This is a genomic window from Bacteroides sp. OM05-12 (assembly GCF_003438995.1).
Taxonomy (GTDB): domain Bacteria; phylum Bacteroidota; class Bacteroidia; order Bacteroidales; family Bacteroidaceae; genus Bacteroides.
Map to the genome: position 1 here is coordinate 149,871 of NZ_QSUN01000003.1, position 15,626 is coordinate 165,496.

Genomic DNA, 15,626 nt, shown 5'->3' on the forward strand with positions numbered 1-15,626 from the left:
TTTATATTAGGTATAAAATATAACTCAAAAATATGATAGCTAAAATTAAACAACTTCTCGCAGAAGTTGAAGCGATGAAGGCGAACAATGCCGAAGAACTTGAAGCTCTACGCATCAAGTACTTGAGTAAAAAAGGAGCAATAAATGATTTAATGGCAGACTTCCGTAACGTAGCTGCCGAACAAAAGAGAGAAGTAGGTATGATGCTGAATGAGCTGAAGACAAAAGCTCAGGAGCGTATCAATGCCTTGAAAGATGAATTTGACAGTAAAGACAATGGTAGCTGCGATCTTGATTTAACCCGTACAGCCTACCCTGTTAAATTGGGCACACGCCATCCTTTATCTATCGTTAAAAACGAAATCATTGATATTTTCGGACGTTTAGGTTTCTCTATTGCAGAGGGTCCTGAAATTGAAGACGACTGGCACGTATTCTCCGCACTGAACTTTGCAGAAGACCATCCGGCACGTGATATGCAAGACACTTTCTTTATCGAAGCTCACCCGGACATCGTGCTCCGCACACACACATCGAGTGTGCAAAGCCGCGTCATGGAAGTGTCACAACCTCCCATCCGCATCATTTGCCCGGGACGTGTTTATCGTAATGAAGCTATCAGCTATCGTGCACACGCATTCTTTCATCAGGTAGAAGCCTTATATGTAGATAAGAACGTTTCATTTACAGACTTGAAACAAGTGCTGTTGTTATTTGCAAAGGAGATGTTCGGTGCAGATACAAAGATTCGTTTGCGCCCGTCTTATTTCCCATTCACAGAACCAAGTGCAGAGATGGATATCAGTTGCAATATATGCGGCGGAAAAGGTTGTCCGTTCTGTAAAGGCACAGGTTGGGTAGAGATATTAGGATGCGGCATGGTAGATCCCAACGTATTGGAAAGCAACGGCATAGACAGCAAAACATATACCGGTTATGCTCTCGGCATGGGTGTGGAACGTATTACAAACCTCAAATACCGTGTAAACGATTTACGTCTTTTCTCTGAAAACGACATACGTTTCCTAAAAGAATTCGAAGCGGCATACTAAGTCAACGAAGAGTTTATAATGAAGAATTAATAATGACGATCACTCTTTCATTATTAATTCTTCATTATTTATCTCTCAATTATAAAATCTTATGGCTAAAGATAGACTTGTCACACCCAGTTATTGTTATATTCTTGCAGCCAACTTCCTGTTATATTTTGGCTTTTATCTATTAATGCCCATTTTGCCGTTTTATTTAACGGAAGTTTTCCACACAGGCAATGCTACGGTCGGTATTATTCTTTCTTGCTACACGATTGCCGCCTTATGCATTCGTCCTTTTTCCGGTTATTTATTAGATACCTTTTCCCGAAAGCCACTATACCTGTTTGCCTTTTTTGTTTTTACCAGTGTATTTGCAGGCTATCTGATAGCAGGAACACTAACTTTGTTCACTATCATGAGAATTATACACGGCTTTTCTTTCGGAACTGTTACCGTAGCGGGGAATACGGTGGTGATAGATATTATGCCATCCTCCCGGAGAGGAGAAGGAATCGGCTATTACGGATTGACAAACAACACCGCCATGTCTATCGGCCCGATGGTCGGACTATTTCTGCATAATGCTTACTCATTCGAAGTTATCTTTATTTGCGCCTTATGCTCTTGCATACTGGGATTTATCATGGCAACTTTAGTAAAGACACCGGCAAGGCCTCCTGTCAAACGCGAGCCGATATCTCTCGACCGATTCATCCTTATCAAGGGATTACCTGCCGGTATAGATTTATTGTTGCTTTCCATCCCCTATGGAATGACCAGTAACTATATAGCAATGTATGCCAAACAAATAGGAATCACGGCCGAAACCGGATTCTTTTTCACTTTCATGGCAATAGGAATGGCCGTATCCCGGTTGTTTTCCGGAAGACTGGTGGATAAAGGCAAAATAACACAGGTTATTTCCGTCGGGATGTACTTGGTATGTATTTGCTTTTTCATTCTTTCCGCATGTGCCTATCTGATGGAATGGAATGATACAATCAGCACAAATGTATTCTTCGGAATCGCATTATTTCTAGGCATAGGTTTCGGAACAATGTTTCCGGCTTTCAATACCTTATTCGTGAATCTTGCACCGAATAGCCAACGAGGAACTGCAACATCTACTTACCTGACCTCATGGGATGTAGGTATAGGAGCAGGAATGTTACTCGGCGGATATATCTCCCAGATCAGTACATTCAATAAAGCCTATTTTTTCGGCGCATGTCTCACGGTCATATCAGCACTCTATTTTAATCTAAAGGTCGCACCACATTTTCATAAAAACAAATTGAGATGAGAAAACAAGAATTATACCATAAAATAATCGCTTACTTCGAAGAAGCAATGCCGATAGCGGAAACGGAACTCCATTACAAAGATCCTTTTCAACTGTTGATAGCTGTCATATTATCCGCCCAATGTACTGATAAACGGATCAATATGATAACTCCCGCCCTTTTTCAGGACTATCCCACTCCGGAAGCGATGGCAAATACAACTCCTGAAGTTATTTATGAATATATCCGCAGTGTATCATACCCTAACAACAAAGCCAAACATTTGGTAGGAATGGCAAAGATGCTGATAAAAGATTTCAATGGAGAAGTACCCAGCACTCTTGAAGAACTCGTTAAACTTCCCGGAGTAGGAAGAAAAACAGCTAATGTCATTCAGTCTGTCGTATTCAATAAAGCAGCGATGGCAGTAGATACGCATGTGTTTCGGGTAAGCCATAGAATTGGGTTAGTTCCTGAAAGTTGTACCACTCCGTTCGCCACAGAAAAAGAGTTAACCAAATATATTCCTGATGAAATCGTACCCAAAACTCACCATTGGTTAATACTTCACGGACGCTATACGTGTATCGCCCGAAATCCGAAATGCGATGAATGTGGTTTAAAGGAATGGTGTAAACACTACCGTTCACTTACAAGAAAATAATTTTATAGTGACAACACCTCATCGCACTCTTCCGCCAAAGCGGCATGGTGTGTGATGAATATAACGGTTTTACCCTGGCAGCAAGTTTTCAGGTTATAAATCAAACGTCTCTCCGTTTCCCGATCAAGAGCAGAGGTAGCCTCATCAAATAACAGGATATTTCCTTTACGAAGCAATGCCCGGGCAATAGCGATACGCTGAGCTTGTCCTTCGGATACACCGCCCCCTTGTTCCGTGAGCACGGTATTTATTCCATCCGGTAGCTCTAAAACAAAATCAGCGACAGCCATACGAAGCGCATCTTCTATTTCGCGATCCGTAGCATCCGGATTCCCCATCAAAAGATTATCCCGGATTGTACCGCTAAAAAGAGTATTTCCCTGTGGTACATAAACAAAATTAGGACGGGTTCCGGGTGATACCTCCACATCTCCCTGAGGACCCGTCAAGACAATCGTTCCTTCTGTTGGTGAGACCAATGCTAAAATCAAACGAATAAGTGTGGTCTTTCCGGCTCCCGTCTCACCCAACACGGCCGTAGAAGTCCCGGCACGAAACTCCGCATTCCAATGATTAAAAACAGACTCACCATTTTCCACATAAGCAAAAGAAACGTTTCTAAAACTTAATCCGGTAACCTCCTCTATAAAAATAGAATTATCATCATCTTCCGTCGATAAAGACTCTAATTCCATCAAACGCTCTGCTGCCGTATAGGCCGTTATGAATGATGGTAAAAAAGATGTCAAATCAAAAGCCGGACGTTGTACACGTCCCACTAATTGCAAGAAAGCCGTCATTGTACCAAAAGAAATATCCCCCCTGCTCAAACGCATTGCTCCCCAGAGAAACACCAACAAATATCCGCTATTGAAACCTACGGACATCATCATACGTGAAAAAAGAGAAAGACGTGTACGTCCCTGTACCTGTTTACGGAGCCCTCCTTGCAACTCACCAAGTACTGCCAGACGGTTTCTTGTCCGTTCCATTGTTTTCACAATCACATGATGCTGGATACTCTCTTGCATGACCGACTGTATCTTACTATCACTGACGCGAATATTACGGTTATATTCACGCATCCGACGTACATACAACTTACTGATAAGTAAAAAGACCGGAATAATAAGAATGAGCAACCATGCTAATGAAGCATCCAACTTACATAAATAAGCAAAAGACGCGAGAAACTGGATGACAGTAACAAAAAGATCCGGAATAGTGGCCGTAAGCAACCGCACCACCTCGTCTACGTCACGGTTTACCCGGTTAAGCACATCTCCCGTGTGATAACGCTCCAACTCTTTCCAACGGCTACGCAATAAATGATTAAACAAACGGCTACGCAGACGGTTTCCTACGTCCACAGGCATACATCCGCTCAGCCACATATCTAATGCCGCAAATGACAGCTGCCCCAACAAAATAATAATCGTGATAGATGCAGCCACCCAAATATTTCCGGCAACCGCTCCCGTAGCAATATCAATCACCTGTTTTGAAGCCCATACGAACCCCAAACTACATGCCACTTCAAAAGCACCGGTCAGACAACTAACGGCAATACGCCACCGTTGGCCATAGGTAATCGAATAAAGCCAACGGGCAATATTACGAAGATTCTTAAACCGTATGTCTTTCAATCTTTTCATCAGTCTAACCCGTGAAGTTTCTTATATACCAAATTCAACGCTCTGAAATAAGGATACCAACGCGCTTCCTCCCGGCAAAAAACTTTCATTTTCTTGCATCGTGCATGGATATGTTTATAGTTATACCACACTTTACCCCATTTCCCCTGAGGCAATTTTTTATCTTCTTCACGCATCTTGCCAAAATTACCGCCTTCCAAAATATCATGCAAAAGAAATTCTCCCGCTTCCGCCACATTGTCCAATGGAAACGGTATGCACTCGGCAGGCAATCCCAAATAATGAACCGCCACGTATCCGAAAGTCCTGAAAGCATCTTCCATTTTCAATAACCGGACTTCTCCGATTAAACGTTCCCGATCTATCTGCCGATGATATGTCTTTAAGATAAGTGTCCAATCACAAACCTGCCTCAACCCGATACCCTCCGGAATAAAATGAAGTAAAGCATGAATTAAAAGATAAATGGCATCAAATCCGGGGGCAGGAAGAAGAACCTCCGTATCACGAACATGAAAAGTTTTCGTCTTTGCACTCAACCATTCTTTCGCCCATCGTTGCAAAATCCGGTTTTGTCTCGGATTATAAAAACAGACAGCGTAGTGATGATTTTCTACCGGAGCACCATTATATGAATAACTAACATGCTTTTCACCTTCATCACCCAGTTTTATTCCTTGTGAAGCGATTAACTCCTTTGCCCGTTCATAATCATCCCCCAGATATAAATCTATATCCCCGCATTGGCGATGTTCCGGACGAGGATACAAGCTGGCTACACCTTGTCCTTTTAATAGAATAGGGAATATACTATGACCACGATAGAACTCTACAATATTTGCCAACTCCCTGTCCAATAATTTATTAGACTGCTCAACCCTGACCACCATCGAAAACCATTTCATAACATTGGCTTTGGAAGGACGCAAAGCCGGAGGCAACGTCTCCATTCCATCAAAAACCAATGCGGTAACAGTCTGTTCCATCGACATACTGATAATAGCATCCCAATCCGTTTCACCATCGGCAAAAAGAGAACTCTCTACGGCTTTTCCCCATAGACCGGATCTAAGCAAAGCAAAAAAACGCTGAATAGTATCCATCCTATTCAGATACAATTCCTGCTTCCAACCAAGAATCTACTAAATCTTTTGCATCCTGACGCGCAGTATCTTCATCCACTTCATAATGTTCCATCAACAAAGAAGCCAACAATTCCACCGAAAACTCCCGGCTTTCCACCTGTTGCCATAACCATGCCGCCGAATCATTCAAATTAATGATTTTACTGAAATTGATATTCTCCAAACCTTGCGCCACGATTACATTCGTATCACATATATTACGTAATTTGAATCCTTCTTTAATTTTCATAACCGTTATTTTATATATTCATCATACAAAAAAAATTACAACCTTCTCCAAACAGCCAATATCCATCTCCTTACCGGACGCAGAGTCATCCAAACAGCAGAATACACACCCCACCAAAATCCTTGACAGGACACCAGCTTCCCTTTACGCACGGCACCGGTTACCAAACCGATAACATCCTCCGGGACAGTCTGTTCCACGCCTCTCCAATTTCCATCACCCATCATCGTAATCACGTCATTTTCCATCTTTATAATACGATGTAAAATGAATCGTCGATCTCTATCACGAGCCAGGATAACAGCTCCTACTTTAAGATCTTTCCGTGTAAACGGAGATAAAATGACATCATCCCTCCTATCCACGAAAAACGGATTCATACTGTTACCACGTACCTTAATCGTCACATGATGTCCTCCTGCTATCAACTCACCCACCTGTGTAAGCAATGATTCGTTAGGAACAGAAACACATCGTAAGTCGCTCATCCGCAAACCGTATTAAAAGACAATAACGCAGCATCTTCATCCGGCAAACAATCGAGCTGAAAGACGGGAACAATCATAGATATTTCCGATATCGTATCACAGATACCATCATAAATACGTTCATCCCATTTCATCACGGAGCAAGAGGATAAAACCGTAGCAAATCCGCGCACGGGCTTCACTTTCTCTATCCTATTTTCTTTAGCTTGCTTTAACTTGACAAAAGCTCCGACCGGGACACTTAAATTTCGATAACAGGGAGTTTTACCACTCCAAGGAGATCCGTAGACCATGGGTACACCATTTACAATACGCACAATCGGATTATCGTCATTCAACAAATCACTTCCTTCTATATATTTGAGCCACAAGCTGCTATGCGTACTTTTTCCGGTTCCACTTTTACCTAAGAATAAAAATCCTTTTCCGGAGTTACGAATAACAGAAGCATGTATCATCAAAGTCTTACAGGATGCGGAAGCAAAAGCAAATGTCATCATCAGGAAATTATTTAAAACAAAAACATCCTGATCTTCCCCTTTCATGGACGCGGTAACTCTCGTAAAGTTCTTTTCCGCACGCATTATATAAGAGAGAGACGAACCACCGGGAAAGAGCTCAAAAGAATATCCCTTATCATCCCGGTAAATCACACACTCCGATCCATCCCATTCAAAACGATTTATTTCTTCTCCATACGTTTGCTGTTCCCTGGATATGGTAAGTTCAAACAATGGTGCTTCTGTCTCCTCCGTCACAAAGGGCTGATAAGAAGTCAGGCATTCAAAGACCGCCTCCGGTTTTTCCGCATGAACAAGAAAGATATGTTCCGCAACTTTATAAGATATGTGTCCCATCTGTATTCTATTTCTAATTTGTAAAGTAGAGGTAGCAAAGATACCTGATTGACTTAAATAATGCAACAAATATACGATATAATGCTTACATTATTTAACTTACAGTCCGAAAATATCAGATTAAACACAAAGTGGAAAAGAAATATTTAATAACTTTGCAAGCGTATTTCAAAAGCGTTCAATATACTTTTAAACAAAAATAGAGATTATGCAAACAATTGACAAATTCAACTTTGCCGGTAAAAAGGCATTCGTTCGCGTGGACTTTAATGTTCCATTGGATGAGAACTTCAACATTACAGACGACACTCGTATCCGTGCAGCTCTTCCTACTTTGAAGAAAATTCTCGCTGACGGCGGTATGCTTATCATCGCTTCCCATATGGGACGTCCTAAAAAGAATCCGGATCCAAAATATTCTTTGAAACATATCTTGGCACACGTTTCCGAGAAGTTAGGTGTGGATGTTAAATTTGCTGACGATTGCATGAAAGCCGATGCACAAGTTGCTGCATTGAAGCCGGGTGAAGCTCTTTTATTGGAAAACCTTCGTTTCTATGCAGAAGAAGAAGGTAAGCCGAGAGGTCTTGCCGAAGATGCGACAGATGAAGAAAAAGCAGCAGCAAAGAAAGCCGTAAAAGAAAGCCAGAAAGAATTTACAAAGAAATTAGCTTCTTATGCGGATTGCTACGTAAATGATGCTTTCGGAACAGCTCACCGTGCACACGCCTCTACAGCACTTATCGCTAAATACTTCGATGCCGACAACAAGATGTTCGGTTATCTGATGGAAAAAGAGGTGAAAGCTGTCGATAAAGTATTGAATGATATCAAACGTCCTTTCACCGCTATCATGGGTGGTTCTAAAGTTTCTTCAAAAATTGAGATCATTGAAAACCTGCTTAGCAAAGTAGACAACCTGATTATTGCCGGTGGTATGACCTATACTTTCACCAAAGCAATGGGTGGAAAGATCGGTATCTCTATCTGCGAGGATGACAAACTTGATTTGGCACTCGACTTGATGAAAAAGGCTAAAGAAAAAGGTGTAAACCTAGTATTGGCTGTAGATGCAAAAGCTGCCGACAGTTTCTCAAACGATGCCAACACTCAAATCGTTCCTGTTAACGAAATTCCTGACGGATGGGAAGGTCTTGACATCGGTCCTAAGAGTATGGAAATCTTTGCAGACGTCATCAAAAACTCTAAGACTATCCTTTGGAACGGTCCGACAGGTGTATTCGAGTTTGACAACTTCACTGACGGTTCTCGTGCAGTAGGTAACGCAATTGTTGAAGCTACTAAAAACGGTGCATTCTCACTTGTTGGCGGTGGTGACTCTGTTGCTTGTGTTAACAAATTCGGCATCGCAGACAAAGTATCTTACGTATCTACAGGTGGTGGTGCTCTTCTTGAAGCTATCGAAGGGAAACTTCTTCCGGGTATTGCAGCTATTCAGGAATAAGATTTATACCAATATATATTTAAAGGGGCTATTTAAACATAGCTCCTTTTTTTATTTGTTCAGGATATAGTCCTCCCCACCGGTAAAAATTTGCTTTTTGTACATATTTTAAATTATCTGAATATTACCTTCACCTCTTCACTTTTGAGAATAAGTAACTATTAAATAGACAATTAAAGTGAAGGCATTTTTTTAAAATTGAGAGTTAAGAGTTGAGAATTGAAAATAGAAAATTAAAAATGGGACGGTACAGTTCAACTTTGGGGGTGCACTTCAAAAAAACAGTGCCTTCACTTTAATTAAATAGTAATCAATAATATAAGAGCAAAAGTGCTAAGGTGAAGGCAAGTCCAAGTAAAAGTTGAATAGCAGCTAAATTGACAGAACAAACAAGCAAAACGCCTAAGGGAGCGTCGGCTTACGCTCCGGTAGATGTAAGCTATCGCTCCCTTGAGCGTCGGTCAACGCCCCCTTGTGTGTTAGACAACGCTCCCTTAGGTGATTTATAAAATGACCTTGATGTTTTTTTAAAATCATCGGGTTGATTGAAAAAAACATAAGGACGATTGAAGACAAACATACGGTCGATTGTTCACAAACTCCTATCGTTTGTAATCAATCGACCGTATGTTGAACATCATATAAACAGACAATAATTTTCCGGAGCCATATCATTAGACAAGGCAAAATAATCAAAATGCCAACAAAAAAGAGAACTAAAACAAGATGGAGAAATACATGATTTTACGAAAAAGTCAATCAATATTTATCCTCTATGTATTTCTGATAAATTTAAGAGGGGAATTTTTCCAAATAGTTCTAAAAAATACTTCAAAATAGTTCTTATAAAGCCAACTATTTTATCAAAAATAGCTAGCTTCACCAATATAGTATTGAATATTTTTAATTCATTTTATATTTTCGGTCATAATACTCTAAAATCTTATTATTTGAATCTCTAATCTCTTTTAAGTAACCCAAATTATCATATTCATAATATGTTCTTATACCACGAGGATCAATCATTGATTCTATACCAAATAGTGGTTTATATATATAAATTGTAATCATTGCATCTTTTAATGATGTCTGCAGCCCCTTTAATAAATCTATATCCGAATCTGATGGTTGAACTTTAATTGCTAGATTTTCTAGAAATAAATTACCTAACGATTCATTACCACCTCCCATTTCTTTACAAACATCTTGGTATTTAGCATTTTTAATTTCAGCTATTGGATATTTACCATTATATGACCATAAGTACGTAGTAACAATCGCATCATTTAGAGTATATTGAAGCAAATTTCCAAATCTATTGTCATATCTGTCGTATGTTATTACTCCATTTATATTATTCCCTATATAAGATTCTTTGGAAATAGGTAGAATGGAATTATTTGAATAAATTGTTTTTATTTTACCGATTAATTTATTATTGTTGAAAGTTTTAATTTCAATTGGGTCAATAATGATATTTTTGTTTAGCAACTCAGCTTCGTTCTGAGGATAAATATATTCCGTCATCAATAAACCATTGATACTATTATCTACTGAATATATTGTCTGTCTATTCTTATTATCATAATTATATCTTTCTAAAGTTTCTACAGGATTATTTCCATCAAAATCATACGTTATTACCTTCTTTTCAGAGAGGAGTTCTGAACCTATTTTTAATTTATATTCATGACAACTTAATATATGGTTAATCCAGCTATATACATAGTACAATCCACCTGTAGTATATGGAGCAGCCCATGGCGCCTGATACATATCCCTGTCAAAAGTTACATTTTGTTTCACTTTAAGTCCTTTCATTACAGTATTATTGGATGTGTCTCTATATTTATAGGTTTCAGATTGAATCAACTTACTATTTGAATTAAAAATTGTTCGAGAAGTTATTTTAGTTTTTTTTCCTAAATTATATTCTTCAACCAATGACCAAGCTTGATAATAATATGGCCATGCTCCACTATATATCATATCCCCTGTATTCATAAGTGCAGCAGTTTTTAATTTATACCGTTGAGGAATTTCATAAGTTGAAACCATTTTACTAAACTGTGCTAAATTATTCGCATTCGTTTTGTAGCAAGTAACACATGCGTAATTCACTTCAAAATCAGATATTTCCGGCACTATAGGATTTCTGCACAAATGTAACATTGAACTGATTTTACCATAAAGAAGAAAATGACCACCAGATGGACTTGAAGTGACACTCACATGTGCTGTCTTATCATAAAAATATAGAGACTTTATTGCTATATTTGCCATTCCTATTCCATTCTCCGATTCACCATACTTATAGATAGTAGTTACAGGAGAGTTATTATCATTGGCATTAGATACTATTTTTTTTATTCTCTGTCCACCACCAATCTTTCTCTGACCTGTATCATCCAAATATTCATTAGATTCATAAATAAATTCAGTAGTACCTCCAGTTGGATACGTGATTCTTCTCAGAGAAAAATAGTGAGGATTTAAATTATCATTAGATCGGTCAAATGTAAAAGTTTTAACATAATCCGCAATAAAAGATTCACCTAAAAGACTAGTTGTTCCAACATGGTTACTACGTCTTTCTTTCACCATCATATTTAGAAATTCCGCATGCAAAAAAAGGTCTTTCCTATCCTCTGAAGTCTGTAGATAAGGTTTCCCTTTTGAATAATACCCCCATTGATCAGGAAAAAGAGAACGAAAGCCTTCAATTGGTGGATCATAATAATCAAAACTGTATTTTTGAAATTTACCACCAAAGCCATCTTCAATTGTGATATTTTTCAACAAACAGTGCCAATCAATTCCCGTAGGAATATTATAATTAAATACGATTTTTCTGACAAATTTATTGTTTCTTTTAATCTCGATTGATTCAATTAAATTGTTAGGTTTTTCATTTTTTCTTCTTTTTATTGTTAGGCTAACATCTTCAGCTACAATTTCAGATATTAATAATTCCTTATAAGGAAACATATAAGAATCACTATTCATTGTAGTAAAATCTACGTCGATAAGTTCATTGTAATTAGGCAATTCACTTGAAAAATCCATAACCGATGTTGCTTCATCTAAATAATAAGGCTCAACAATTGGCAGTGAAGAATATTTAATTAAGTCATAAGAAAACTCTTCGTATTTAAAATCAATAGTTCTATTATGCGGTGAAGTAATCCGTTTTAATGGCCAACCAACTTTTTCATTCTTTGAATCAATAACTCTTACCTCTGCCAATAGATTATTATCAATATATTTACCCATGTAATATTTAAATCCATTTCCATCAGTAATAATTAAATTATCCAAATTAGAGTCAGTCTGAATTCTTTCAGATCCACCTTCTACATTTATTGGACTTCTATTTTTATCCAAAATAAAATGACCATTGCACGAAGGCATCATATAAGTAAAAATATCAAACTCTGCATCTTTATAAGGTTGCTTAGTATTCTTTACCGGAGAACTCCCTGCTCGATTTGCATAATAAATTGATGCTAAATAACTATCTTTTTCCGCAACAGTCATCGAATTCAAATATTGTTCTGCCTCATTCTCGTCATAAAATGGATACTTTTCATCTGGAGCACCGTTTATAGTCCTTGATATTCTATATCCTCCTATACTAAGAGACCAACCTGCTCCGGCATCACCATCATTCGCATTTGGTGTTTGATTAGGAGTTCCTGCATATTGACCTGCATAATCATATTTAATCCCTGATGAATGATAATTTAACACGACAGGTATTTTCATACCATCCAATTCCAATTCGTATAAGGGGACAGTTATATCAACCAGCCCATTATATTCGGTTACAGGATGATCTACATATTTTTCATAAATTTGGGATTGAGGTGTTGGAGGAATCACAACAGGTAAACTCAATTTATAACTATCTGAAAGTGAACCACGTCCAGACATCAATAAATAAACATCTTTTATACTATCTTTTTCAGCCTTATTTTCTTGATGCTGAGCTTTTATATCTGGAAAAACACAAAGAGAGCAACAAATAATAAATATTGTATTAATAATTATTTTTTTCATACGCGATTCATTAAAACATTATGTAACTATTCATTCAATTTTATTTCTCAATTATCTTTATCAGCCCCTTAACTTAGAAACAACAAATTTAGTCATAATCCAATTTCATTGACAAAAGAGTCTTGCATTCACACGAATTATTAAAATCCAAACCAATATATGCCCTTTAGTTAATAATCATATCTGTATACTAACCAATACCATTAATATACATACCAAATATTTTTTTTCGTTAGATTAATGAAAATCGACCAATAGTTATTGCCACCATCATTAATCCTAATAATATCTTTAGACTATTCATCATTACATACATCTTTATTTCTAATAAAATTAATCCATACAACAATATCATTATCATTAGTTAAGTAGCCAACATATTGACGTTTATATTTCTTAAGCATTTTTTTTGTGATTGAATAATTATTTTGATTCTCTCTATAATAATTTATAAAAGCCACAATAATAATAAAATAATAGAGCTTTTCATATCATTATTTTTTAGTCAAACCCATTGCATTTTCAATAAAATAATAGAGAGTATCTTTCAAAGCTTTCACCTGAATAAAATTAAAAGATCTTTTTCATCAGAGTGTCTATCAATATTCTTACACCCACCGATACAAACAGATAAAAGCAGTAATATCATAGTAAAGCATTCCATAATGTAATTTAAAATATTGACATCTCAGTTCATAAGTTTGAATTCTTGTATTCCATTTATTTTAATCACTATTTACTTTCTCATTTTAAATAATTCGCTTCATGTTCCAATTTTTCATGCATTTCTTTATAATACATTTCATAAAAAGAGATTCTCTCACTGTCAGAAAGAGTACTAATGTAATTACTTATGCTATATAATAGCTCTTCAACTTCATCATTAGGCATTTTTTTATCACTCAACTCTGATTTATTAAAAAAAGATATTATAAGGTTCTTTATCAAAGGAATATTATATAAGATTGACAGCAAATCACTATCTACATCTTTATAAGTGTTTAAAATTAAATACACTTCACACCATCTTTCTATTCTTTTCAATACATCAGATTCATTTTCTATTTGAAATTTATATAATAACTCATCTACATTTTGAGATGATTGTTCTAATAATTTTTTAATAATATAATGATCTGAGATTTCAGTTTCGCAAAGTTTATAAACGATATGATCTATTGATAAAAGAAGAAGATCATTACTATAGTATCTTTTCAAAGACTGAATATCTTTCATAAATTCAGATTTTCTGTTAATTCTATTCCAACCAATTTTTCTTTTCACCAAATTAAGCAATGCTTCATTATCTTCCATTAATTCACCATTAAAACTAATTCCATAGAATTCTCCCAAACAAATTGTATCATTAGGAATAGAATAATCACGATAAATAATTATAGTCATAATCCTAGGGTCAAATGCATCTATAGAGTCATCTTCATTTTTTGGCAAAAGACCTTTATACAAAGAAGAAAACTCACGTATAAATATATCATCATATGTAGTTAAAAAATTAATATCATCACCAAAACTAAAATTAAAAGATTCTGGAGAGCAAGAGGCTGAAATAGGAAGAAATGTACCTTCTGCACCATATACCAATTTTATTTTATCTATATCTTTACCTGCCAACGTCTTACTTAGTAGTACGAATAACATCATAAAAAAATATCGTTTCATTCTGAAGTCCAATTGTTTTTAAAATCTTTTATTTTTTTCCTTAACTCTCTTGACCGTTTTTCATCTATTTCTTTATTAGAAATAACAGATTTAGTTACAACCCATTTACCTTCACTATGACTTTCTCTTCCTTGATGATTTATCGGCAACTCTCCATTTGCCCTAGCTGTTTCTAATTCCGCTCCTTTTATTACATTTTTTTCTTCTTTCGTTCCATATTTAGAATCATATTTTTCATTTTGTTTATCAAATTTATCATTTACAGCATGTGCAGCTTCATGTTCAAGCCCTGTTGCCGGAGATAATATATTCCCATCATCCAATTTTAATCCTGCATTTGGATTAAACCTAATAAGTCCTTTATTATTTGAAACATATTTATTATCTTTATCTGTCTCAACTATTTCAATTTTTATTTTAGCATTTGTCACAATTACTTTCAGATTATTTCCTCCTCCATTTTTTATATTATAATTATAAGCAGAAATAACCGAATTTACAAATTTATTTCTCGGTGCATTATTCTCATTTTGACCATTAAAAATAAAGTTCACTTGTTTTCCTCTTTCATTCTGGTACCAAATTACAATATCCATACCATTGGGGTCGATATACATAATCGGATTATTATTACAATAAGCATAGGGACTTATCGAATAATATTTCTCACACATAGGATCCATCGTATTAAATCGTCCTAACACGGGATCCTGCATCCGGGCACTGAAATCATACAAATCAACTCCATGCATACGCTCTAACTCTTTACCGCCATATTTATATTTCTGAACATCACCACCACTACTTTCACCAAATAATCCACCAAAAGGATAATAATGATTTACCTGCTCTATACCGCCTGATTCATTTGCTACCACACGATTATTACCCTGATGATCTTTTAAATAGAAATGAAATGTACGATCTTTACAGGCAATATATCCTTCAGACAACAGTATTTTAACCAATGTATCATTCTCATATACAAAGTTATCACAATAATCCGTATATCCACTATAAACAATACTCATATTTACTCCTCCGCTTCTCTGCATACTTCCTTC

General features: G+C 36.5%; 12 protein-coding genes. 4 read left to right on the forward strand and 8 right to left on the reverse strand.

Annotated features, from left to right (window positions below):
- Positions 1–32: 32 nt before the first annotated feature.
- From pheS to nth, 3 genes are all read left to right on the forward strand, one after another.
- Entirely contained in the window at positions 33–1,052 is a 1,020-nt protein-coding gene (pheS, locus tag DXB63_RS03890) for a phenylalanine--tRNA ligase subunit alpha (protein WP_122125087.1), read from the forward strand.
- 91 nt (positions 1,053–1,143) lie between these two features.
- Positions 1,144–2,340 (forward strand): MFS transporter, encoded by a 1,197-nt coding sequence (locus DXB63_RS03895; RefSeq protein ID WP_122125088.1) that lies wholly within the window; start codon positions 1,144–1,146, stop codon positions 2,338–2,340.
- Positions 2,337–2,984, forward strand: coding sequence for an endonuclease III (gene nth / locus DXB63_RS03900; RefSeq protein WP_122125089.1), 648 nt, complete (start codon positions 2,337–2,339; stop codon positions 2,982–2,984). Before DXB63_RS03895 ends, nth begins: the two co-directional genes overlap by 4 nt.
- Positions 2,985–2,986: 2 nt before the next feature.
- On the opposite strand, the gene DXB63_RS03905 is transcribed toward nth, so the two are convergent.
- From DXB63_RS03905 to DXB63_RS03925, 5 genes are read right to left on the reverse strand one after another with little or no spacing between them, the layout of a single operon-like run.
- Positions 2,987–4,639 (reverse strand): ABC transporter ATP-binding protein, encoded by a 1,653-nt coding sequence (locus tag DXB63_RS03905; protein WP_122125090.1) that lies wholly within the window; start codon positions 4,637–4,639, stop codon positions 2,987–2,989.
- Entirely contained in the window at positions 4,639–5,742 is a 1,104-nt protein-coding gene (locus DXB63_RS03910; RefSeq protein ID WP_122125091.1) for a nucleotidyltransferase family protein, read from the reverse strand. Before DXB63_RS03910 ends, DXB63_RS03905 begins: the two co-directional genes overlap by 1 nt.
- Before the next feature lies 1 nt (position 5,743).
- A complete protein-coding gene (locus DXB63_RS03915; protein ID WP_122125092.1) occupies positions 5,744–6,013 on the reverse strand; it encodes a PqqD family protein in 270 nt (89 codons plus the stop codon).
- Positions 6,014–6,048: 35 nt separating this feature from the next.
- Complete coding sequence (locus tag DXB63_RS03920) at positions 6,049–6,501, reverse strand: S24/S26 family peptidase (RefSeq protein WP_122125093.1); 453 nt, start codon at positions 6,499–6,501, stop codon at positions 6,049–6,051.
- Complete coding sequence (locus tag DXB63_RS03925) at positions 6,498–7,358, reverse strand: hypothetical protein (RefSeq protein WP_122125094.1); 861 nt, start codon at positions 7,356–7,358, stop codon at positions 6,498–6,500. The genes DXB63_RS03920 and DXB63_RS03925 overlap by 4 nt, the downstream gene beginning before the upstream one ends.
- A 208-nt stretch (positions 7,359–7,566) precedes the next feature.
- Between DXB63_RS03925 and pgk the strand changes: the two genes are divergently transcribed.
- Positions 7,567–8,823 carry a phosphoglycerate kinase gene (pgk, locus tag DXB63_RS03930; protein ID WP_122125095.1) on the forward strand — a complete coding sequence of 419 codons (1,257 nt, stop codon included), beginning with the start codon at positions 7,567–7,569 and terminating at the stop codon, positions 8,821–8,823.
- A gap of 903 nt (positions 8,824–9,726) precedes the next feature.
- Here pgk and DXB63_RS03935 read toward each other — a convergent pair.
- The 3 genes from DXB63_RS03935 to DXB63_RS03945 all read right to left on the reverse strand — a co-directional run.
- Complete coding sequence (locus DXB63_RS03935) at positions 9,727–12,882, reverse strand: hypothetical protein (RefSeq protein WP_122125096.1); 3,156 nt, start codon at positions 12,880–12,882, stop codon at positions 9,727–9,729.
- Between the two features lie 744 nt (positions 12,883–13,626).
- Positions 13,627–14,562, reverse strand: a complete 936-nt coding sequence (locus DXB63_RS03940) for a hypothetical protein (protein ID WP_122125097.1) — start codon at positions 14,560–14,562, stop codon at positions 13,627–13,629.
- Positions 14,559–15,626 (reverse strand): RHS repeat domain-containing protein (locus DXB63_RS03945; RefSeq protein ID WP_147332260.1); only part of this gene is annotated, 1,068 nt, incomplete at its 5' end. The genes DXB63_RS03945 and DXB63_RS03940, both read right to left, overlap by 4 nt.